The 19,577-nt window shown below is 54.2% G+C and carries 19 protein-coding genes, 2 tRNA genes, 1 rRNA gene and 1 other RNA gene; 11 read left to right on the forward strand and 12 right to left on the reverse strand.

Features of this window, described 5'->3' with window-relative positions; translation table 11 throughout:
* Positions 1-35 precede the first annotated feature (35 nt).
* Entirely contained in the window at positions 36-329 is a 294-nt protein-coding gene (gene albA, locus TCELL_RS01285; RefSeq protein WP_048162867.1) for a DNA-binding protein Alba, read from the reverse strand.
* 163 nt (positions 330-492) lie between these two features.
* Here albA and rgy point away from each other — a divergent pair, with 163 nt between their 5' ends.
* From rgy to rnpB, 3 genes are all read left to right on the forward strand, one after another.
* Complete coding sequence (gene rgy / locus TCELL_RS01290; RefSeq protein WP_014736923.1) at positions 493-4,107, forward strand: reverse gyrase; 3,615 nt, start codon at positions 493-495, stop codon at positions 4,105-4,107.
* Positions 4,108-4,553: 446 nt separating this feature from the next.
* On the forward strand, positions 4,554-4,826 hold the full coding sequence (locus TCELL_RS01295) for a DNA-binding protein (protein WP_048162869.1): 273 nt from the start codon (positions 4,554-4,556) through the stop codon (positions 4,824-4,826).
* A gap of 39 nt (positions 4,827-4,865) precedes the next feature.
* An RNA gene (gene rnpB, locus TCELL_RS07375) (RNase P RNA component) lies at positions 4,866-5,184 on the forward strand.
* A gap of 1 nt (position 5,185) precedes the next feature.
* Here the strand turns inward: rnpB and TCELL_RS01300 are convergent.
* Complete coding sequence (locus tag TCELL_RS01300) at positions 5,186-5,707, reverse strand: DUF367 family protein (protein ID WP_157864676.1); 522 nt, start codon at positions 5,705-5,707, stop codon at positions 5,186-5,188.
* Between the two features lie 49 nt (positions 5,708-5,756).
* On the opposite strand from TCELL_RS01300, the gene TCELL_RS01305 reads away from it, so the two are divergent.
* A complete protein-coding gene (locus TCELL_RS01305; protein WP_014736926.1) occupies positions 5,757-6,023 on the forward strand; it encodes an Lrp/AsnC family transcriptional regulator in 267 nt (88 codons plus the stop codon).
* Between the two features lie 94 nt (positions 6,024-6,117).
* Here the strand turns inward: TCELL_RS01305 and TCELL_RS01310 are convergent.
* The 3 genes from TCELL_RS01310 to TCELL_RS01320 form a co-directional block, all read right to left on the reverse strand.
* Positions 6,118-6,221: transfer RNA gene (locus tag TCELL_RS01310), tRNA-Ala, on the reverse strand.
* Positions 6,222-6,260: 39 nt separating this feature from the next.
* Entirely contained in the window at positions 6,261-7,340 is a 1,080-nt protein-coding gene (locus TCELL_RS01315; RefSeq protein ID WP_014736927.1) for a tyrosine--tRNA ligase, read from the reverse strand.
* 249 nt (positions 7,341-7,589) lie between these two features.
* Positions 7,590-8,276 carry a metal-dependent hydrolase gene (locus TCELL_RS01320; protein ID WP_048162871.1) on the reverse strand — a complete coding sequence of 229 codons (687 nt, stop codon included), beginning with the start codon at positions 8,274-8,276 and terminating at the stop codon, positions 7,590-7,592.
* Between the two features lie 58 nt (positions 8,277-8,334).
* Here TCELL_RS01320 and map point away from each other — a divergent pair, with 58 nt between their 5' ends.
* The 5 genes from map to TCELL_RS07460 all read left to right on the forward strand — a co-directional run bounded on the left by map (position 8,335) and on the right by TCELL_RS07460 (position 11,300).
* Complete coding sequence (gene map / locus TCELL_RS01325) at positions 8,335-9,225, forward strand: type II methionyl aminopeptidase (RefSeq protein ID WP_014736929.1); 891 nt, start codon at positions 8,335-8,337, stop codon at positions 9,223-9,225.
* Between the two features lie 72 nt (positions 9,226-9,297).
* Positions 9,298-10,392, forward strand: coding sequence for a DUF1512 domain-containing protein (locus tag TCELL_RS01330; protein WP_014736930.1), 1,095 nt, complete (start codon positions 9,298-9,300; stop codon positions 10,390-10,392).
* On the forward strand, positions 10,392-10,667 hold the full coding sequence (locus TCELL_RS01335; protein WP_014736931.1) for a hypothetical protein: 276 nt from the start codon (positions 10,392-10,394) through the stop codon (positions 10,665-10,667). The genes TCELL_RS01330 and TCELL_RS01335 overlap by 1 nt, the downstream gene beginning before the upstream one ends.
* Positions 10,668-10,686: 19 nt before the next feature.
* A 5S ribosomal RNA gene (gene rrf, locus TCELL_RS01340) occupies positions 10,687-10,805 on the forward strand.
* 321 nt (positions 10,806-11,126) lie between these two features.
* Entirely contained in the window at positions 11,127-11,300 is a 174-nt protein-coding gene (locus TCELL_RS07460; protein WP_162097820.1) for a hypothetical protein, read from the forward strand.
* Between the two features lie 198 nt (positions 11,301-11,498).
* Here the strand turns inward: TCELL_RS07460 and TCELL_RS01345 are convergent, their stop codons facing one another.
* From TCELL_RS01345 to TCELL_RS01355, 3 genes are all read right to left on the reverse strand, one after another.
* The gene (locus tag TCELL_RS01345) at positions 11,499-11,906 is read right to left on the reverse strand and encodes a transcriptional regulator (RefSeq protein WP_014736932.1); all 408 of its coding nucleotides are present in this window, start codon (positions 11,904-11,906) and stop codon (positions 11,499-11,501) included.
* Position 11,907: 1 nt separating this feature from the next.
* Positions 11,908-12,294, reverse strand: a complete 387-nt coding sequence (locus TCELL_RS01350; RefSeq protein ID WP_014736933.1) for a PAS domain-containing protein — start codon at positions 12,292-12,294, stop codon at positions 11,908-11,910.
* A gap of 594 nt (positions 12,295-12,888) precedes the next feature.
* Entirely contained in the window at positions 12,889-13,971 is a 1,083-nt protein-coding gene (locus tag TCELL_RS01355) for a hypothetical protein (protein WP_014736934.1), read from the reverse strand.
* Positions 13,972-14,329: 358 nt separating this feature from the next.
* Between TCELL_RS01355 and TCELL_RS07465 the strand changes: the two genes are divergently transcribed.
* Positions 14,330-14,500, forward strand: coding sequence for a hypothetical protein (locus tag TCELL_RS07465; RefSeq protein WP_014736935.1), 171 nt, complete (start codon positions 14,330-14,332; stop codon positions 14,498-14,500).
* Between the two features lie 152 nt (positions 14,501-14,652).
* On the opposite strand, the gene TCELL_RS01360 is transcribed toward TCELL_RS07465, so the two are convergent.
* Complete coding sequence (locus TCELL_RS01360; protein WP_238529027.1) at positions 14,653-15,978, reverse strand: hypothetical protein; 1,326 nt, start codon at positions 15,976-15,978, stop codon at positions 14,653-14,655.
* Between the two features lie 46 nt (positions 15,979-16,024).
* Between TCELL_RS01360 and pyk the strand changes: the two genes are divergently transcribed.
* Entirely contained in the window at positions 16,025-17,446 is a 1,422-nt protein-coding gene (pyk, locus tag TCELL_RS01365) for a pyruvate kinase (RefSeq protein WP_014736937.1), read from the forward strand.
* Here the strand turns inward: pyk and TCELL_RS01370 are convergent.
* From TCELL_RS01370 to fbp, 3 genes are all read right to left on the reverse strand, one after another.
* Positions 17,446-17,546, reverse strand: a tRNA-Thr gene (locus TCELL_RS01370). The two genes, pyk and TCELL_RS01370, sit on opposite strands and share 1 nt — an antisense overlap.
* Before the next feature lie 46 nt (positions 17,547-17,592).
* Positions 17,593-18,297: a triose-phosphate isomerase gene (tpiA, locus tag TCELL_RS01375; RefSeq protein WP_048162873.1), complete on the reverse strand. Its 705-nt coding sequence runs from the start codon at positions 18,295-18,297 to the stop codon at positions 17,593-17,595.
* Positions 18,298-18,345: 48 nt separating this feature from the next.
* Complete coding sequence (gene fbp, locus TCELL_RS01380; RefSeq protein WP_014736939.1) at positions 18,346-19,500, reverse strand: fructose-1,6-bisphosphate aldolase/phosphatase; 1,155 nt, start codon at positions 19,498-19,500, stop codon at positions 18,346-18,348.
* Positions 19,501-19,577: the final 77 nt, after the last annotated feature.

Below are 19,577 nucleotides of genomic sequence, written 5' to 3' on the forward strand. Positions count from 1 at the left end.
ATAGTGTTTACTAACTATGTCGTATAACCGGTCCTTTACTCCTTTACCTTGATCTTGATCTCGATGATGCTGACCCTGCTCTCCTTGCCCTGAGGGTTGGTCACTGTCTGGCTGCCGATCTTTATCTCCTCTACGTCGACCTTGCCTGGCAGGAACCTGTTCCTCACTATCTCGACTGTGTCTACAGCCTTGCTAATGGCTCTACCGCGGGCTTTCACGTATATCTCTTTGATACCCTGGTGTACTAGGGTTAGTACGGCTATTACGTAGTTCATTACGGGCTTCTTACCTACCAACACGGTGTTGGCACTTTGTGGTTGGACTGCCATTTCCTTCACCCTTTTCTGACTTAGGTATATAGCTGAAATCTATAACATTATGAGAACCGTATAAAAGCTTTACTATCTACGCGGAGGAACCACAGTAATACGGCACCACGCCTCTTTAAACGAATCCTTCTAGCGGTATAACCACATAGGGGCATTAAAGCAAATGCTGAAGTTAAACCCACTGTACTCGTCTTCTTGCCCTGTTTGCGGCGGAGACGCTTATTCTGAGGAACTCGAGACTACTGGTGTTTGCAGGCTGTGCTCTAGGCGGGAAGGCCTGGAGGGTAGTCTAGAAGCCTTCTTGAGCAGCGAGTTAGAGGACTTCAACGGTTTCTTCGAAAAGGCAGTAGGGTCTCCGATGTGGGGTGGTCAAAGAGCGTGGGCGATGAGGCTACTGAGCGGAGAAAATACGGCGATAATAGCTCCAACAGGGCTAGGGAAAACGACCCTACTCGCCGTTTTCGCAGTGTACTCTTCCACCGTGTACAAGAAAAAAGTCTTGTTCTTGGTACCGACGAGGGCCCTAGTCAGCCAGGTGTACAATAAACTAGTGGAGGTTTCCGAGAAGTCGAAGACCGAACTGAGAGTAGTGGCCTACGACTCGAAAATGTCGAAGAAGGCGCGCGAGAGTTTATTAAGTGACATAGCGAACGGCTCCTTCGACATACTGGTAGCGACCAACAGCTTCTTCTCGAGGTACGAGAGCGTCCTACGTGGCTCTCGTGTAGACGTCGTGATAGTAGACGACGTCGACAGCCTCCTCAGAAGCCAGAAGAACATCGTGAGGCTCCTCAGGATCGTCGGCTTCGACGAGGACGTGGTGGCCTTAGTGAAAGCTAAGATGAGCCTTCTTTGGAAGCTCCTCGTCTCGAGGGCTCTTGGAGACGACGAGGGATACATGAAGCTAGCAGGCGAGCTGGTCGAGCTCGAGAAGAGAGTAAACGAAGCCTATAACAAGGTGGGTGGTAAGCAGGTCGTGTTCTCGTCTGCGACTGGGCGGATGAAGGGGTTGTACTCCAGGATCTTGAGAGAGCTACTGAGAGTTGACATATCGGGCGTGACTGTGTACGGGAGAGACGTAACCGACTCCTACCTCCCCGTGGTGTCGTGCAAGGAGATAGTTGACATCGTAAGTAGGCTGGGTAGAGGCGGTATCGTCTACGTCAGCCCCAGACACCCGCTCAGGGGCTTTTTCGACGAGTGCGTCGGGAACCTGAAGCAGGGGGCAGCCGCTGGTCTAAAGGTCGAGGAGGCCTCTCCCGCGTCGATCGAGAAGCTCAGGAGAGGAGAGGTCGACTTGATCTACGGTAGCGCGAACTACTACGGCGTCAGTGTTAGGGGCGTGGACGCCCCAGAGGCGATCAAGTACATAGTCTTCCTGGGCACGCCACTGTTCACGATGAAGCTGGAGGACTACGCCTCTAGTCTGAACGGCCTACTCCGGCTCGCCATACTTGCACGGGACAAAGGGGTAGATGCTGGAAGTGTGATACAGGAGTTGAGAGCCTACGTGTTAAAACTCTCCCCGAGCGAGCTGAGGCTGGTCTCCCAAGTACTCAAGGGTAAAGTTGACCCCGACTCGCTGAGCGACTACTTGAGAAACATAGTCTCGAGGCTCATCGAGATAAAGAAAAAGCTAGTAGAGGTTGTTCACGAGATTGTAGCCAAGAGCGGGGTGGTCGAAGCAGGTTCCCTCACTCTCACTTACACAGAAAACGGTGTCCTCGTACTCATACCAGACCTGATGACGTACATTCAAGCCACAGGTAGGGCTAGTAGGATGCTCAAAGGCCGCATGACACACGGCTTATCGGTGATATTCGAGCACGCCCAGCTGGTGAACGTGGTTAGAGGGCTGGAGGCACGCCTTAAAAGTATATCGAACGACGCTCTCTCGATCAAGAGGCTGGACCAGCTAGACCTAGGAAGAGAGCTCCAGTTGATTGACTCCTCGCGGAGAGGGGAGGGTGGGGAGTTCGGCTTCAAGAGCATACTGGTTGTTGTCGAGTCACCTACCAAGGCAAAGACGATAGCGAGCTTCTTCGGCAGGCCGTTGAAGAGAGTGGTGGGCAGGACGCCTGTGTACGAGATCCCGTTTATAAAAGATGGGCGTGTAACCCACTTAGTCATAATGGCTACCAGAGGACACCTGTACGACCTCACAACCAACCCAGAGCGAGGTCTACACGGTATCGTCTTTTACGGGGACGCCATATCCCCCGTCTACGAGACGATCAAGAAGTGTTTAATATGCGGGACCCAGTTCACCTACGGGGACTCTTGCCCTAAGTGCGGGAGCAGGGTGTATAGCGACGCCTCGGAGACCATAGCATCGCTGAGGAAAGTCGCACGGGAGGTGGATGAGGTGTACATAGCGACCGACCCAGATGAGGAGGGGGAGAAAATAGCGTACGACGTGTACCTGTCGATAAGGTATCTCGGGAAGAAGGTGTACAGGGTTGAGATGCACGAGATAACTCTAAGAGAGTTCTTCAGAGCCCTAGAAAACAAGAGGAGCGTCGAGAAGAGACTCGTCGAGGCTGAGATGTATAGGAGAGCCTTGGACAGACTCGTCGGCTTCAGCCTCAGCACTCACTTGTGGGAGAAGTACAACGCCAGGTATCTCGGGGCCGGGCGCGTACAGACACCTGTTCTTGGTTTCATCATACAGAGAATGAGGGAGTACAACGAGTCAAAGTGCTGGAAGGTGTCACTTCAACTAGACCTCCAAGGCGGACTGTGGGTCAACGCCTGTCTCGACGAAAGGGAGGTCGCTGAGAGAGTGGCCTCTGCTAGGTCTGCTACACTGGTAAGGAGGTCTAGTGCTGTACAGGTCTTCAACCCCCCACCACCTTTCACGACAGACGACTACCTGGCCGCAGTGTCGAAAATCGGTATAACTGCCGGGATCGCGATGAGAGTTGCCCAAGACCTGTTCGAGATGGGTTTGATCACATACCACAGGACCGACTCAACGCACGTGTCGTCGACTGGTATTGGCTTGGCCTTGAAGTACCTTGAGTCTAGGAACATGTCTCACCTGGCCAACCCGAGTAGCTGGGGCAGTAGTGGCGCCCACGAGGCGATAAGGCCGACAAGGCCTCTCGACGTCGACATGTTGGAGAGGTCGATCTCGGAGGGCGTCATTGTGTTGACGAGGCCCATCACGAGACTCCACCTAAGGATCTACGACCTCATATTCAGACGGTTTATCGCGAGCCAGATGAAGCCCTTCAAGGCTGTTGTGTCGGAGTACGCTGTTATCCTGGACGGTCTCACCTTGTCGGAGCTGAGACTCATAGAAGAGGTGGTAGAGGAAGGCTTCAACCTGATTCAACAGCCCAGGCTAGTCAAGGTCGGTGCCGACGTAGCCACTGTAGGGGTAGCCTCGTCGAGCGTTGTTAGGGGGAGTCGAGTCGCGCTGTATAGCGAGGGCGACGTCGTCTCCTTGATGAAGAAGACTGGGATTGGGAGACCCAGCACCTACGCGAAGATAATCGAGAGTATCAAGCGTCACGGCTACGTCGTAGAGACGAAGAAGAAAAAGAGGCTTGTGCCAACGAAGTTAGGCGTAGAGGTCTACGAGTACCTGTCATCGGAGTACCCGTCTCTGGTGAGCGTCGATATGACCAGGAGGATGGAGAGGACTATCGACGACATAGTCAAGGGGTCCACCTACGCCTCCCTCGAGATCAGTAGAGTTGTCGACGAGCTGGAGAAGCACAACCTGATACGACGCCAGCTAAAACCAGCATACGAGGCCGCCACCATAGCCTAACCTGGACAGGCGACCCAGTCGAAGCAATGGGGGCGAACCGCCGGTTCCCCCCTATTCTCCCCATACGTTCCATCATAAACACCTCAAACACCCAACACTGGAGGGCTGGATCATTGATAGCTAAACATTTACTTACTAGATTTCAGTCTCGACTGTACTATCGCTTCTTAATTTTCTTTTGTCTTACTTTATACAAACTTATAATACTGGTCGTTTCAAAGACAGCACTTCCTGCAGTTGAATTATAGGGGTGGGTGAGCTGGCCAGGTGATCCACTTGACACAGACCTGTAAAACCACAGGTTTCCACAGTGGATCGGCCGACGAGTACAGTGGTTGTAGTAGAAGAGGAGGGGTAGAACCACCGGTTCACAGCTACGACTATCCTTTCAGCAAAATATATAATACAGGGGTGTCTAAAGCTAACTCAAGATAAGGTGACCTGGCGTGTCTGCCGGCCAAGTTAACAAGGTTATCAATGTGAGGAGGGGTAGTATAGACGACTACGTTATAGAGGCTATAGTAGGCTTCCAGGAAGGGCCTGGCCTCGTTTTACTGAAAGGTAGGGGCCCATACATCTCGAAAGCCGTGGACGTGTACAACGAGCTGGTTCACAGGCTTGGAGACGGGCTCGAGCTGGTGAAGGTGGAGATAGGGAGCGAGAGGGTTAAGGGGAGGGTGTTCTCCTACATAACCATATCCTTAAAGAAGAAGTTCTAGTAGCATAAGCTTAAGGGGTCTAGAGCAAAGTAGAATTGTGGGGCCGGGGAGCCCGCTTCGCCCCGTGAGGGGTGAGGAAACACCGTCCACCGGGCGACACCGCGGCTCCGCAAGGAGCACGGGTAGAACCCGTGGCTACGGCACAGAAACGACACGGCCACCGCTCTCATGGCGATGGGGCCGCGTGAGGCCCCCGGCGACGGGGGTCTGGTAACCGGCCGAGGACGGCGGTGGATGCGTTGAAACGGCCGTCCCGCGGGGTGTAAGGCCTGGGGCCGGTGTGACCTGTCGCCGGACCGGTACAGGCCGCTTAGTCCAATGCGGGCGAGAGACAGAAGACGGGTTAATCCCCGGCCCCGTCAACAGGGGTTGACGCCCCAGTACTCGACGACGACTTTCCCTAGTTCGGCAGGTGTACTGGCCCTCGAGTACTCCTCTAGTAGCTCCTTGTTGAGCTCGTGGAACGTGTGCATCCACTTGAACAACCCCAGTAGCTTCACGTAGTCCTCCTTGAAACCCGTTATGTAGAGCGCTGCCGCGACTGCCTCTACACTGGATAGCACACAGGGCTTTCCGTAGTTTACGGGGTTTGCTGCCAGGAGAGGAGGTAGTTTCACGTGTATTCCACGTATCCCTCTGAAGACGTCCGGGTGTAGCTTCTTCCAGCTCGCGTCGACGACGACAACACCACCGGCCTCCACTTCACCCCTCAGCCAGGCCCCTAGTACATCCTTCGAGAACGGGTCTAGAACGACACCCCTCCTAACCGAGCCAGGTCTAACTCTCTCTGCGAGCCCTTTCCTCACCATTTTAATGGACGTATTCTTCCTCGGGTCGTCCTCTCTCTTGTAGATCACGAGTATTCTAGGCAAGGTTTTCAACGACAGATATTTATTTTACAACAGGATTTTTATAAAATGGGGGTGTGAAATGCCCAAGGCGACCGCGATAGTATTAATTCAGACCGAGATCGGAGCAGAGTCGCGTGTCCTAGACGAGCTTTACAAGATCCCGGAGGTTACTGAGGCTTACATTGTTTATGGGACTTACGACGTAGTGGTGAAGATTGAGTCGGAGTCCCTAGAGAAGATAAGGGAGATAGTCACAAACAAGATAAGGAAACTACCCGACATAAGGACCACAATTACAATGATCGTGGTCGAGGAGAGACTCAAGAGTAAGAGTAGCCAAGGTTAGCTCAAATAAGGCACTCTAACAGTTTTTCCCAGCCAAACCTGTATTTGTATACTGTTGTAAAGGACACGCCCACTTCCTGAACAGTTAAGTGGAGTGGACCGGCCGGGACTTGAACCCGGGACCTCCGCCTCTCCTGCGACCTCGGTTGAAGCTAAGGCCTTGCAAGGGCGGCGCTCTTCCAGGCTGAGCTACCGGCCCGCTATTATTTTAATGGATTTCTATATGGATTTTAAACTCTCACCTTGTCACCTTTGCGTGCCTCAACTCTTCGAGTAGAGCGACAGCCTCCCCGCTACTGAACAACCTCCTCCTAATGTCCTCTAAGAGCTTGTTGAGGCTCTGCGCGGTGGCCTTCTTTAAGTCCAGCGGGTGTAGCTTGCCCTCGACGTAGGCCCTCTCCAGCTCGTAATAGTCGTTGTAGACAACAGTCCCTCCGTACTTCTCCGGTCTTTCGACGACGAGTCTGAAGCCCTCCTGCTGGAATAGGAGGTACTTGTTCAACTCCATTACAGGGTTGAACTCGACCACCCTCGGTGGGCAGTAGGCTCTCATCACCTTTGACTCGACCTCCTCAGGACTGTCGTGGATGAATATGGCTGTCTCGGGTTTGCTCTTGCTCATTTTAGCGTCGGCTAACACGTCGTCTACTTCAAGCCCCTCCATTCTCCGCCCCGGCCCGCTGAGGCCGGTCAGAATCGGTGTGTGGACGGCTATCGGCTTCTTGAAACCCAGCTTCTCCGCGATGTCGCGTGCGAGCATGTGGGCCTTCCTCTGGTCCATCCCGCCCAGAGCTATGTCGACTCCCAGGTAGAAGATGTCTGTGACCTGCATTAACGGGTATATGACCTTGGAGGAGTCCAGCTCGGCCTCCTCGGCTCTACGCCCCATGATTGTGAGTGCCCTCTTCACCCTAGCGAGACTCGTCGCCTTAGCTGCCTTGAGCAACAACCCCCAGTAACTCTCGTTGGAGACCAGCTCCTCTGCGTCTACGAACCTGATATTGGACTCGACTCCAACAGCCCTCAGGACGTGCCGAACGAACCTGGCGGCCTTTCTTATCATGTCCATGTCTCCTCCCAACTTGTCGTTGATGTACGCGTGCCACGTGGCCTCTAGCACCGTGAAGTCCACGCCTATGCTCGTCAAGTCCCTTACTTTGAACATCCATATGAGCCACCCTACATGGACTAGCCCGCTCGGCTCGAAGCCCAGGTAGCCCGTCACCCTCTGCCCGCTTTCCAACTTCTGCGAAAGTTCCTCGGGCAAGACTACTTCGAGAGTGTTCCTGACGGCTATATCGAACCTGCTCTTGGACAAAGCTGTACACCACTATTCTATAACTCGACTATACTGCGTCAACTTAAATAAGCTAGCAAGGAGACAGTGTCCACTTGGTGATGACGAGACCTAGAAGCCGACTCGTGACGACCCACGCAGGATCTGATGAAAGCGAATGTACCCCGCCCCTGACACCCGTGCTCACTAGACCTCTACGGGTCTTTTACACGGGCTCTTTAGGCGGGGCTACTTAATAGTATTGCTGAAAACCTTTTTATCCGAGGCTCTCTACGGGTACTGTAACTCGTCGCCTGGCCTCAAGACTACTACTCTAGAGGGCGTCGTAGCCTCAACGAGCTCCTTGAACCTGGCGGGGTCTTCCTTTATGACGGGGAAGGTGTTGTAGTGCATAGGCACGACGACCCTGGGCCTTATTAGTTCGACTGCTTTAACAGCCTCCCTGACACCCATCGTGAAGTGACCGCCTATAGGTAGCATAGCTACATCCGGGCTGTACAACTCGCCGATGAGGCTCATCTCGCAGAACAACCCGGTGTCGCCTGCGTGGTAGAACGACACGTCCTGCCCTTTCACGACGAAGCCGACAGGTGTACCCTTGGAAGAGGAGTGCGTGGCGGGCGTCATGACTACGAGGAGGTCTCCGATTTTCAATGGGCCACCTATGTTCCCCCCTATCGACTTAAAACCCCTAGACTCTGCTTCCTCGGCCAGCTCGTAAACGCCGACTATAGTCGCCCCTGTAACCTCGGCGATCTCGAAGGCGTTCCCTAAGTGGTCGCCGTGGTCGTGCGTAACCAGGATGTAGTCGACCTTCTTGCCCTTGAAGTAGTCTAGCCTAACAGGGCTCAAGGGGTTGTCGATCCACGGGTCTACGAGCACGGTCTTCTCCTTACCGTCTAGGCCTTTCAAAACCACTTCAAAGGCGCTGTGGCCTAGGTACTTGATGCGGGCCATGAGAACCCCCATGTATAAAATATCTTCTGTTACGACATAAAATGTTCAAGGTGGTTAAATGGACGAAGAGGAAGTAAGGAGCTACATAAAGGCCGGGGAGATCGCCAGGAGAGTCAGAGAGAAGGCGGAGAAGATGGTGAGGCCAGGTATAGGGGTTCTCGAGCTGGCCCGAGAGCTCGAGAGGGAGATCGTCGAGCTGGGCGGCCAGCCGGCGTTCCCGGTGAACATAGGGATTAACGAGGTAGCGGCTCACTACACCCCTACTCCCGAGGACACGGGTGTCATACCAGACGGCTCCGTAGTCAAGGTGGACCTGGGGGTTCACGTCAACGGTTACATAGCCGACACGGCCACCACTGTGTGCTTTAACCCGGCTCTCGAGGGTCTTGTCGAGGCTACCAGGAGGGCCCTAGAGGAGGTGGTCAAAGTCTTCAAGCCGGGTGTGAGGGCGAGGGAGATAGGCAGAGTCGTGGAGAGGGTTGTGAAGTCCGCCGGCTATAAGCCGATAGTCAACTTGAGTGGTCACAGCATGGACCTCTACCTAATCCACAGTGGTAAGACCATCCCCAACTACGACGACTTGACAGCTCTGTGGAGGATAGGGGAAGGGGCTTTCGCGGTCGAGCCGTTCGCGACAGACGGCTCGGGCCTCGTGAGGGAGGGTAGCGAAGTCACTATCTACGCTCTGAGACCTGTTAGGCGCGTGGAGCTAACCGCCCCCGAGGGGGACTTCTACAGGCGAGTCTACGGGGAGAGGAGGACTCTCCCCTTCACCTTTAGGTGGTACCCGGACTATTACGGCCAGTCGCAGCGCATACTGGGCTCGCTGAGCGGTAGGGGGCTGCTCGTGAAGTATCCCGTCCTGGTCGAGAAGACGAACAGGCCGGTAGCGCAGTTCGAGCACACGTTCCTCGTCCTGGGAAAGGACGTCATTGTAACGACGATGTGACGCGCCCGGCTTAGTCGGCTTTATCTTAAAAACTCTCTTAAAGAATAGTGTTCTTAAGTCAGTTGATGCCGAATGAACGGAGACACGATTTCCCTGATAACCCAGATAATCTGGCTGATAATATTCATACTGTTGATCACCGGGCTAAACACGAAAATCCAGATGAGAATCTGGGCAATGGATATTAGGAACAAATTGAACCTGATCAAGAGGATCATTGACGAGGACAGGGTCCGAGTCGAGAAGATGATCTCGAACCTTGGTTACCAGACGCCCTCGGCCCTCGTAGGGAGGGTCCTGGACTTCTTCACGATAGAGCCCGTTAGTATCGAGCCAGTGGACATCATAAAGAGACTGGACCACATGATAAGAACCAGTGAGGCGACCGTAAGGAGGTTTGTCGAGAGCTCTCTACCAAACACTGGTAAATTCGAGAGGAGCCTTGTCGAGACCAGCATCGAGGTGTTAGCGGGTCTAAACCTTATATACAAGGTGATAAGGCACTACCTCTTAACTGGAGAGAAAGAGAACAACTGGGTTCTTCTAATGCAACTAGAACTCCTAATGCCTACGATTATGAGGTACGTTGAGACCTACCATATGGCCCTAGACCCGTTCATGTCCGGGAAGCCCGTTGGAGACTCTGTCGGCCCCCTCGTAGTCTACAATCTACTCGAGAAGTCGAAGGTCGTGTCGAAGAGGGTTATCGAAGACACCAGCGTGTTCGAGACTTGGCTAGAGGACAGGAGGGTCTTCTTCGTGAAGGCCGAGGGGCCGGGTAGCAACGTCGGCCACCCAGGGGCGGTAATAAGAAAACTGGTGGAGGAGCTCAAGGGCAACGTGGACTTGATCGTGACGATAGACGCCGCCCTAAAACTAGAGGGAGAGGAGACAGGCTCAATAGCGGAGGGTGTGGGTGCTGCCATCGGAGACCCCGGCCCCGAGAAGATCGCGATCGAGAGGGCCGCGGCAGAGTACGGGATACCCTTGAGAGCGCTAATCGTAAAGATGGACTACAGGGAGGCTCTCACCGTTATGAAGAAGGAGATATTCGAGGCTTCTAGGAAGGCCGTTGACTACGTCCTCAAGCTTATCAAGGAGGAGACCAAGCCGAATGCCACCGTTATAGTAGCGGGTATAGGCAACACCATAGGGGTGCCTATGTGATGAACACGCTGGATCCATACACTTTGTTCATGATCGTGCTCACAGTACTATTAATAGTCTACATGTACCTGGAGACCAGGAAGAGGCCTACTAGGACAGAGTACGTTACGCGTGAACTACTAGTCTGCGAGGGCTGCGGGTTCCAAGTAGAGAGGGACTTCGAGCCAGGCGACTTCATAGGGCTCGTTAAGGGTAAGTGCCCAAGGTGCGGGAGGGAGCTTAAGATTAAGGGGATTTACTCGGTCGATAAAAGTAAGGTTTTAAAAGCCAGCTAGCCATCAGAATTAGACAGCCCGACCCGGCCATAGCGGTTGGGCAACACCCGGTCTCATATCGAACCCGGAAGTTAAGCCAACCGCGTCAAGGTGGCCGTGAGGTCCGAGAGGCCTCGCAGCCACCTTGAGCCGGGATCGGGCCTCTCAGCCTTAACGCTTCTTCTAGAGGAGCGTGACACCGCGGCTAGGAGTCTCACCGACGTGGTAGGGGAGGGCCTTAGAGGCCTCTCCAGCTACCTAGTAGAAGTAAAATGTCGCCGCGTCAAACCCCCTCTCTCCGTGCGGGATTGAAGCCGCCCCGGGCCCCACGGGGTCTCGTCCAGCCACCGCAGAGCCTAGCTCGTCAATAAGAGCGTTTCTCCTGCCCTAGACGAACCAAGAACTCAGCAGACCTCGAAGAGCCGAGGGGCCTGGGCAAACCTATTCTAACGTGTTTCGAGGAAGTCTCATATAGCCGGGATGACTGGGAGGAGGGACTTGGCTGGGAGGCTCTACGGCTCGCTTGCCGCACCAGCCATAGCAGTCTTCAACAGCGCCTACACTGTGGGAACTCGCCACCCCTTCCAAACAGTGTACGTTGTAAGGGTCTCGTGGTTTATAGGAAGACCCTGGTACTTCAAGCCATGCGACTAGGCTCTACGGCTCGCTATCCCTGGAAGCGCTTCAACAATTCTCAGCGGCATCGCTACTGGGCCTACTACGAGCATAAGCCCGTCGAAAAGCGTCGACTCCCCCCTTCTTCAGCAAATACCACTATACCCTACCGTCTCCCCACATCGGGCTTAAGCAGAACGAGGATTGCTTAGAAAAAACGCTCCGCTACGCCCACTACTAGTGTTGGAATCGCCACTCAAACAGCTTGCCGAATAGTGCTGGACAGGCATTGCACTTGGCCGGGTTCACGTCTCTCGTGGCTACGTAGTGTATTCCACACGCGTACTTCTTGTACAAAACGTAAAAAGTGAGGTTTAAGAGCTCAGTGTAGGCGTCTAGGCCGCACTTTCGCCCCGAGGCTACCTCCTCGGCGAGCTTGTCCAGTCTCTCGTCGACGTCCTTAATTCTCGTGAAGTCGTGTAAGCCCCGCTCGCCCTTAATGTACCTCGTTAAGAGGGCTGGCGAAATGCCTAAGCACGTGCTCACCTTGCCCCGGTCGACTCCTCTGGCCAGGAGCTTGATTGCGAGGCTCCTCTTTAGCGAGGGCTCTACGTGCCTGGCGGCGAACTCTAGTATGCTCTTCATTCTATAGCACCAGGATCTTCTTCTTGACCTCCTCGGGGTTGTTCACGACGTCCGTCAAGTCTTCAACTATCTCTAGTGTCCCGAGTAGCTTTCCTTCCCAGTTCTTGACGGGCGCGATTAAGACCCTTATCATCCTGTCTCCCAGCCTCGTCCAGAACTCTCCGTACTTGAACTGCCCCTTCTTCAAGGCCTCGACGTTTGTCATGACGTACTTCTCGAGCCTCGGTGGGTGGCAGAACGGTATCCTCCTCCCCAGTATGGTCTTCGTCCTCACAAAGCCGCCGGCTATCTCGCTCTCCGAGAAGAACCTGACTCTGTCGTTTACGTCGCCGTACGTTACTTCGAGTGGTAGCGCCCTGAAAATGCCTTCAATCTCCTCCGGTGCCAAGAAGCCTGTTTCGAGCTCGAGGTCCCCCTCCCTCTTAACGATGTAAGTGTCTGGGTATTTCGCTATGACGAGTTCATAGTGACCGTTATGCTACCCTAGAAAGCAAGCGACGAATCGTCTTTTTGCTTTGTGTTACAGTACTCAATGCAAGCAAAGGGTTCTCGACCATAAACTCGCCCCAGTTACTGCGGGTTCGTAGAGGAGACGTAGCGGGGAAAAAGTAAATCAGACAAAGCTAAGATCCGAGCCGCCAGCTATAGCTATTGCTCCACAAAAGGACGGCCATCGTGACGTTCGTGCTGTCACCGGTGTTCAGCTCCATGTACATCGAGTGATATACCACCATTGGCGGGTATCCACCAGGCTTGTTGGGGTCTAAGTATCCAAAGCTGCTCGGCACGACCGTAAATAACACATCGTTCAGCCGGCCCTCAGGCCACCCCCCTCTTTCAACTATGTGTCTCACTCTGACCTTACCTAAAGGCGGGTCTGTTAAGTCCATCCACGTATAGTATGGCGCGTTTGGCTCTGTAAAACCTGTCGAGTATTCAATAGTAGCAGAGAAGCCTATAACTGATGAGACGGTGTAGGTTATTACCCTCTGCGAGCCGACGTTCTTGGGACCCCAGTCGTCCAGTACTTGACCGGATAGGCGTCAGTCTTCCAGTGTATTACGGTTTCAAATACTCTTGGGTAGTGGTTAATTGTAGACCGCCCACAAGTGGTCTGGTAACCCTTACCCGAGTGAACAGCATATGCGTAAAACACGTGGTACAGAGTGCCGGTGGCCGACGTAAAGTTCCCGTAGTAATATCGGATGTAAAATGACTGGTAGCCTGTGAGTTCTCCACACACTCTCCCCCTCGTGTAGCTTGCGATCCAGCCAACGGTGCCCAGCAAGACCATGCCGCTAGGCCCCTCCTTAATCGACGTTGATGGAACAAGGTCTCTAGGCAAGAGAGGCGCGAGCCTGGTGAACACGCTGTCGGGTAAGTGGGCTTTCAATACGAAGACCACCACGCTGGCTGCGTTGTTTTCGTCCAGGTTTTCGACTACTACAGTGCCCGGGGGCCTCGTGTAGTAGGCCACGGCATCCGCGCTAACTACTGCTGGGTGTAGTCTGCAACCACCGGGCTTCTCGCCTTCTCTAGGTTGCCATAGAGTCTCGTCGCTTGGGTCGCACACCATTACCGGTTGGTAGGTCTTGCCGTAGACCTGTGAGAGTACTTTGAAGACTGATGTGTGAGCGTCTAGCACTAAATGGTCCCGCGCCTTTGGATCCTTGTTGACGAGCACGATTATGTAGTTGGAGGCTTTGTCGAGCAACCTTGTAAGCACGTAGTAGTAGTTTAGGAGCTTGAGTCCCGCATCCCGCGTATTGATTACTACGACTGAGTTGTCCTCAAGCTTAGTCGCTCTTGCTAAGCCTTCTTCTAGCGGTATGTAGGTGAGCTGTATGCCCAATGACTCGAAGAGTCGCTGTACACTACTCGGGATGCTTCCAACAACGTAGAACTTAACTAGGCTGTTTATCCCCGACAAGTCGTAAGACCGCGACTCTCCAGCAACCACGCTACTAAACGTTTGAAAGTGGTACCCGTAAAGTACTGAGACGATTACGAGAACGGAGAGCAGCAACGCTACCGCTAGCGCTACGTGCTCGGCCGGCTTTTTCAAACGCGTACACCTCTCTTACACTTTATATACTATCTTTTTTCCTAGAAAAACTTTGTTCAACCTCTACCACAAATTTCCGCGCACCTATTACTAATTTTAGATTAAGGTGTCTCTAAGCGGCGCGCTGAAGAATAAGTCCTGTGGTGGGTAGTGCACTAGGGCGTTTCGTTCCTGCGTACTGGGGATGGGCCACTCAATCCGCAACGCCATTCACGGGCGGTTGAGCAGGAGGTACTCTGTGAGACTTGAGAATTTCGTGGCATTCCGCCTCATGGGTTTTTCGCTATAACGAGTTCATAGTGACTGTTAAGCTGTCTCAGAATACTAGTGACGGAAACGCTAGGGAGCCCACGCGAACTTGAAGAAAGAGCTAGAGAGCGTGAAGCCCGAGCTCGTGCCGAAGCTCGGCGAGGAAGAGCTGGCTGAGCCCATTTGGCCCGCTGGCATGCTTAGCCAGAGGGCGGCGAGGAGACGGGGGCTAGCAAGGGACTTTCACAGAATAGACGTCGCAGCTCTAAAGAGCCCCTGAGTAGCGGTAAGTTCGGAGAAGCCTGGAGCACGCTCGTGGAGGTGCCCAGCGCGGGGTCTACAACCGCTGATGTAGTGCTCTTGGTGTAATACAGCGCCCCCGCGTCCCCTGGGTACGCAAATAGCCTGGATAACGAGGATATTGGGCTACGGCTACGAGGCTGTGAGGAAGTCCTGGATCCTCTTTCTTAGCTCCTCAATTTTCTTGATCGTGTTGAAGAGGGGCCTGTGAGCTAGGATACTCACTGATGCGGCTACAGCTGTCGTCAGCGCGAGGAAGCCTATGACGAAGATGTAGCCGGTGCTCACGAGAGTTGAGGCTGCCTTGCTGGCTTGTGCTATGACAGGGTTTTCAACGGTGTTTGTCTGGGTCACCGTCATCGTCTGCGTGAGCGTTGAGTTGTGCCTGACCGTGATGGTCTGTGTCAGGGTGCTGTTCTGTAACACCGTTGTGGTCACTGTGCTTGTGAAGGTGTTGTTGACGTAGATGGTCTGCGTCAGGGTAGACGTCACCGTAGATGTCAGTGTGGTTGTGGCGGTCGTCGTCTTTGTGACCGTGACGTATACTGTAGTCGTAGTGTTAGTGCTAGTGACCGTGGACGTGGTAGTAGTCGGAGGGGGCGTGACGATGTTCCCGGTGGGCGGGTTTACTGTGACCCCTTGGTAGCACGTCCTCGGCGGGGGGTCTAGCATGACTTGGCGTATTGTACTGTTGTAACCCGTGTTCGACTGGGGGTCGTAGACAACGATCCAGATACTCGAGGTGTTGGTGACGACCGGGAGTGTTAGCGTGGTGTACAGGTCACCGTAGGCTCCAGTCCCTAATACTGCGAGGTGAAGGGGGTTGCCCGGTATGTTGGGGTATACGGCGAGTATCTCGTAGATCTTGAAGGGGGCGAGCCCCCTGGCGTACACGTATATCTGGGGTGGTGATGCCACCTGGTTGGTTATTATGCTCGGCATAACCGATACCGTCACGTTACCCACCGTGTTGTTGCTCCATAAGTCGACAGCCCAATTGTAGCCGCTTATAAAGACATTTCCCGACGCGAGTGTGCAGGCGTAGACGAGTTTATTGTCGCTCATGAGCGAGACTACTATGGAGTAGGTGTTGGTGGTGTATATAGTGTACCCGGACAAGTCTGACGACAAGTAAAAGGGTGCCGTGCTATTCGGGTATATGACCTTTGTGTCGCTGTAGACCGCAACGCCGTTGAAAACGAGCGTGACGTTTAGCAAGCCGCCGATGTCGTTGTAGTTGAGGACAACGCCTTCTATCGAGACGTAGGGTCTCCACAGGTATATGTCGGAGCCGTTGAAGAACCCTACAAGGCTACCCGTGATAGTGTATATACCCTCAAAGCACAGGCTCTGGGAGACCGCGTGCCAGGTGGAGCTGAGCGTGAAGGCTAGCGCTAAAGCTATGAAAACGATCGCGGGAAACCTCCCCATGCTACCACGTTTCAGCGCGGCAAACACTAGGTAATTAATGTATAAGGGGGTTACTTAAATAAGATTCCTACGTGTGGCGGGTTTGAAAACGAAGATCATTGTGACTCTTGGCCCGGCTACTAAGTCCTACGACATCATAAAAAGGCTGATTAAAGAGGGCGTGTCCGGGTTCAGAATTAACTTCAGCCACGGCGACACGAGCGAGTGGGATTTATTTGTCAAACTAGTCAGGGAGGCGGCGAGCGAGCTCGATCAGCCGACCTCGCTTATAGGGGACCTGAGAGGCCCGCAGATCAGGATAGGCGTCTTAGACCAGGGGGTTCTCAAAGTAGAGCGAGACCAGGTTTTGAGGTTTGTCTTCGGGGAGAAAGCCGGGGAGAAAGAAATCCCGGTAAGGTCTAAGAGCCTCTTCGAGACCGTAGAGGTTGGTGACACGATACTGGTTGGAGACGGCGAGTGCATCCTACGAGTCGTCGAGGTAGGAGACGACTATTTCCAGGCGAGAGCTCTCTACGACGGAGTTATAGGGTCGGGCAAGAAGATTGTTGCGAGAGGCAAGGAGCCCAACGTGCCTCTCCTGTCAAGCGAAGACGTCTCGTTGGTCAAGTATGCTGTGGACCGCGAGTTCACGTTCATAGGGGTTAGCTATGTTAGGAGCGGGCACGACATCAATGTCGTGAGGAACCTTATCGAGGGTATGAAGGGCTCTACGGGGATAATAGCGAAAATAGAGACTCCCACAGCGTATAGGAACCTAGCCGAGATCGTCAGCTCGAGCGACATGGTACTCATCGCGAGAGGAGACCTCGGCCTACACTTCGACCTAGAGAAGCTCCCCACTATACAGAAGGAGGTGATCATCTCCTCCGTCAGCTACGGGAGGCCCGTCATAGTAGCGACCCAGATCCTCGAGTCGATGGTAGAGCAACCTAGGCCGAGTAGGAGCGAGGTAGTAGACGTCTATAGCGCTGTCCAAGACATGGTCGACGCCCTTATGTTGACGAACGAGACGGCTGTCGGAAAGTACCCTCTCGAGACTGTTAGGTGGTTGAAGAAGATAATCGAGTCGGCCGAGGCCAACATCAAAGTAGAGCAGGCCAAGAGTATCAGGGATTCGCTGGCCAAGAGGTCTCTCAAGGACAAGTACGTCCACGGCCTGTTGTCTTTAGCTGAGAGCGTGGAGGGTAAAGTGCTCGTCTTCTCCAAAACCGGCTCTGTACCCCCGCTGATAGCCAGGATGAGGCCCCAAGTCCCCGTGATAGTCGGCACGCCCGACAGAAGACTGGCCGAGAGGCTAACGCTATTCTACGGTCTCAAAGTGTACGACATGAGCAAGAATGTTCAGGGCGATGTCAGTTATGAAGAGGGGATTAGGTTGCTGGAAAGTCTCGCCAGGAGTAGAGGAGAGCTCTCAATCGGGGACGTCGTGGCGGAGTCTTTCGCTAGGCCAGGCGAAGACATGCACGAGATCCTAATCAAAAGGATACTGTTTTAAGCCGCCGGCGGGATTTGAACCCGCGTCCACCGGCTCTCCCGACCTCGGCTACACCGTAGCCATACGAGGCCGGCGCTCTACCCGGCTGAGCTACGGCGGCTCCGCACCGGAATTAATAAATTCTCACGCGGATTTTATAGGTTTCACTACTGGCCGGTGACGGCTTTAAGAGCGCTTACAGCCATGTCCCTTATAACTGAGTAGGGGTCTTTCGCCTTCACGATCGCCGACGCGACTAGAACGCCGCTCGTCCCGTACCTTATAGCCGAGTACACGTCTTGCCCGTCCGTTATGCCGGCGCCCGTCAAGATCACTACTCTACTATTGACTCTCCTGATGAGTTCAACACTCCTAATAATGACTTCTGGTTTAGCCTTACTCACACTAATACCCGTGCCTATAAGCTCAGGTGGCTCGACAGCGACGTAGTTGGGTTCGAGAGCGGCCACGGCAGCGCCCGTCTCGGGCTCGTCGGCGCAGACAAGCGTCTCCAGCCCGAGCTTAGCGGCCTTCTTGACCAGTGAGTTGATGTCCGCAAGTTTGAGCCTGTGCTCGCTGTGGTTAAGTATGACTCCGCTCACACCCGCCTCTTTGAGACCCTCGAGCGGCATGAAACCCGTAACAGCTCCAGGCTCCACGGGGTCGGCGTGTTGTGCGAAGACCCTAACACCAGACCCTGTTACCTCTTCGACGACCCTCCGTATTTCAGTGTAGGGCGGGGCCAGAACGATCTCGACTCCACCGCCCAGTTCTTTCATTACTCTAACCGCGTCCCGAGCAATCCTTAAAGCATGCTCACCGAAGCTCTGGGGGTAGTAGGCCTTGTAGTTTACGACTATAATAGGCTTCAGACGCCCCCACCCCTAGGTGGAGTGATCAACGCCTAGAGGAGTAAAAAATTAGTCGTGTTCCCCGCTTAACATCTCGCTGTGTCTCTTCACGACCTTAACTTCCTCGGTCTTGACGAACCTGTTCTTGAGTCTCTCAAGCACCTCTGGTAGAGTAGTGTACTCCATCTCCTCCGGTCCGAGCCTGTGCGGCATGAAGGGCCCGTGCCTACGCATGTACTCGGCTATCTGTAGAGCCAGCCTCCTAGTCTCGTCGAACGCCACGTCGTCGAACAGGTCGGCCGGGCCTATCAACCTGCCTTTGCTGATGTTCCAACCGAGCGCTAGTACCCTGGGCGGCCCGTCGAACCTCGTCACCCTGGCGTACCTCATGGAAACCGGTACTAGGGGGCCGTGGTGGCTGCCCCTCATCCAGCCAGCGACCAGGTGAGGGAACGCGAACGCCTCGAGTATCTCGCCCACGGCTGGTAGCCCGGATTGCGCTCTAACGATCGCCACGGGGTCGTCCTTGCCAACGTACTGGCCCGCTACCAGGTTCAGCCTCTCGACACTTACAACGGCAGCGAGTAGGTTGTCTTCTTTCCTATAGACCCTCCTAACAATGTACCTGCCGGGGGTGCCTATCAGCGCGAGCAGGTCGTAGGACTCCTCAGGCGTCTTTAGCAGGACGCTCTTGCCCTCGTATACGTCGAACACCTCGAAGACGAAACCGGCATGCATCCTGGGGTCGATGACAAGCCCGGCGGTGTTGAAGGGGTCGGCGAAGATCCTGTACATGGGTAGGTTGAAGGCGCCGGGCTCCGTCTTGTCGGCGTGGAAAGTGATGACCGGCTCGGCTTTCCTCTCCTCCATCTCGAGCTCGGCAACACCCGGCCCAAGCCCTCTAACGTTGCCGCTGAAGGCGTCGCTCAGTAGGTCCTGGCCTGCGGCGTAGAGTTTGAGCTCCTTGGCCACCTTGGTAGCGGCCTGGAACGCGTCCCAGGCGAGCCCGTGTATGTCCGGGTGGTCTGGTCCCTTGGTGTGGGTCATAATTAGCTGTATGTCGTCTCCAACGTGGGTGACGTAGAAGTCTATTAGCAGCCCCTTCTGCTTGGCCTCCGACAGGACTTTGGTCGCAGCTGCGAGCTGGTCGGGGTGCGGCATGTAGTGACCAGATATGCTACCAACGTCCGCCTTTATAACAGATAGTGTAATCTTATCTGCCATGGTACCACCTTGTTTAATTGAGTGCGTCAGGTGGGTAATAAAAGTAATCTCCCTTTGCCACACCTAATTATTTAAAC

Origin of the sequence: Thermogladius calderae 1633, from assembly GCF_000264495.1 — an archaeon.
Classification (GTDB): Archaea; Thermoproteota; Thermoprotei_A; order Sulfolobales; family Desulfurococcaceae; genus Thermogladius; species Thermogladius calderae.

Excerpts from the sequence above, each read along its gene's own strand:
- TCELL_RS07460 (WP_162097820.1), top strand. The coding sequence starts at position 11,127 with ATGACTGGGAGGAGGGACTTGGCTGGGAGGCTCTACGGCTCGCTTGCC.
- TCELL_RS01305 (WP_014736926.1), top strand. The coding sequence starts at position 5,757 with ATGCCCAAGGCGACCGCGATAGTATTAATTCAGACCGAGATCGGAGCA.
- map (WP_014736929.1), top strand. The coding sequence starts at position 8,335 with ATGGACGAAGAGGAAGTAAGGAGCTACATAAAGGCCGGGGAGATCGCC.
- TCELL_RS01345 (WP_014736932.1), bottom strand. The coding sequence starts at position 11,906 with ATGAAGAGCATACTAGAGTTCGCCGCCAGGCACGTAGAGCCCTCGCTA.
- TCELL_RS01330 (WP_014736930.1), top strand. The coding sequence starts at position 9,298 with ATGAACGGAGACACGATTTCCCTGATAACCCAGATAATCTGGCTGATA.
- rgy (WP_014736923.1), top strand. The coding sequence starts at position 493 with ATGCTGAAGTTAAACCCACTGTACTCGTCTTCTTGCCCTGTTTGCGGC.
- fbp (WP_014736939.1), bottom strand. The coding sequence starts at position 19,500 with ATGGCAGATAAGATTACACTATCTGTTATAAAGGCGGACGTTGGTAGC.
- albA (WP_048162867.1), bottom strand. The coding sequence starts at position 329 with ATGGCAGTCCAACCACAAAGTGCCAACACCGTGTTGGTAGGTAAGAAG.
- TCELL_RS01335 (WP_014736931.1), top strand. The coding sequence starts at position 10,392 with ATGAACACGCTGGATCCATACACTTTGTTCATGATCGTGCTCACAGTA.
- TCELL_RS01320 (WP_048162871.1), bottom strand. The coding sequence starts at position 8,276 with ATGGCCCGCATCAAGTACCTAGGCCACAGCGCCTTTGAAGTGGTTTTG.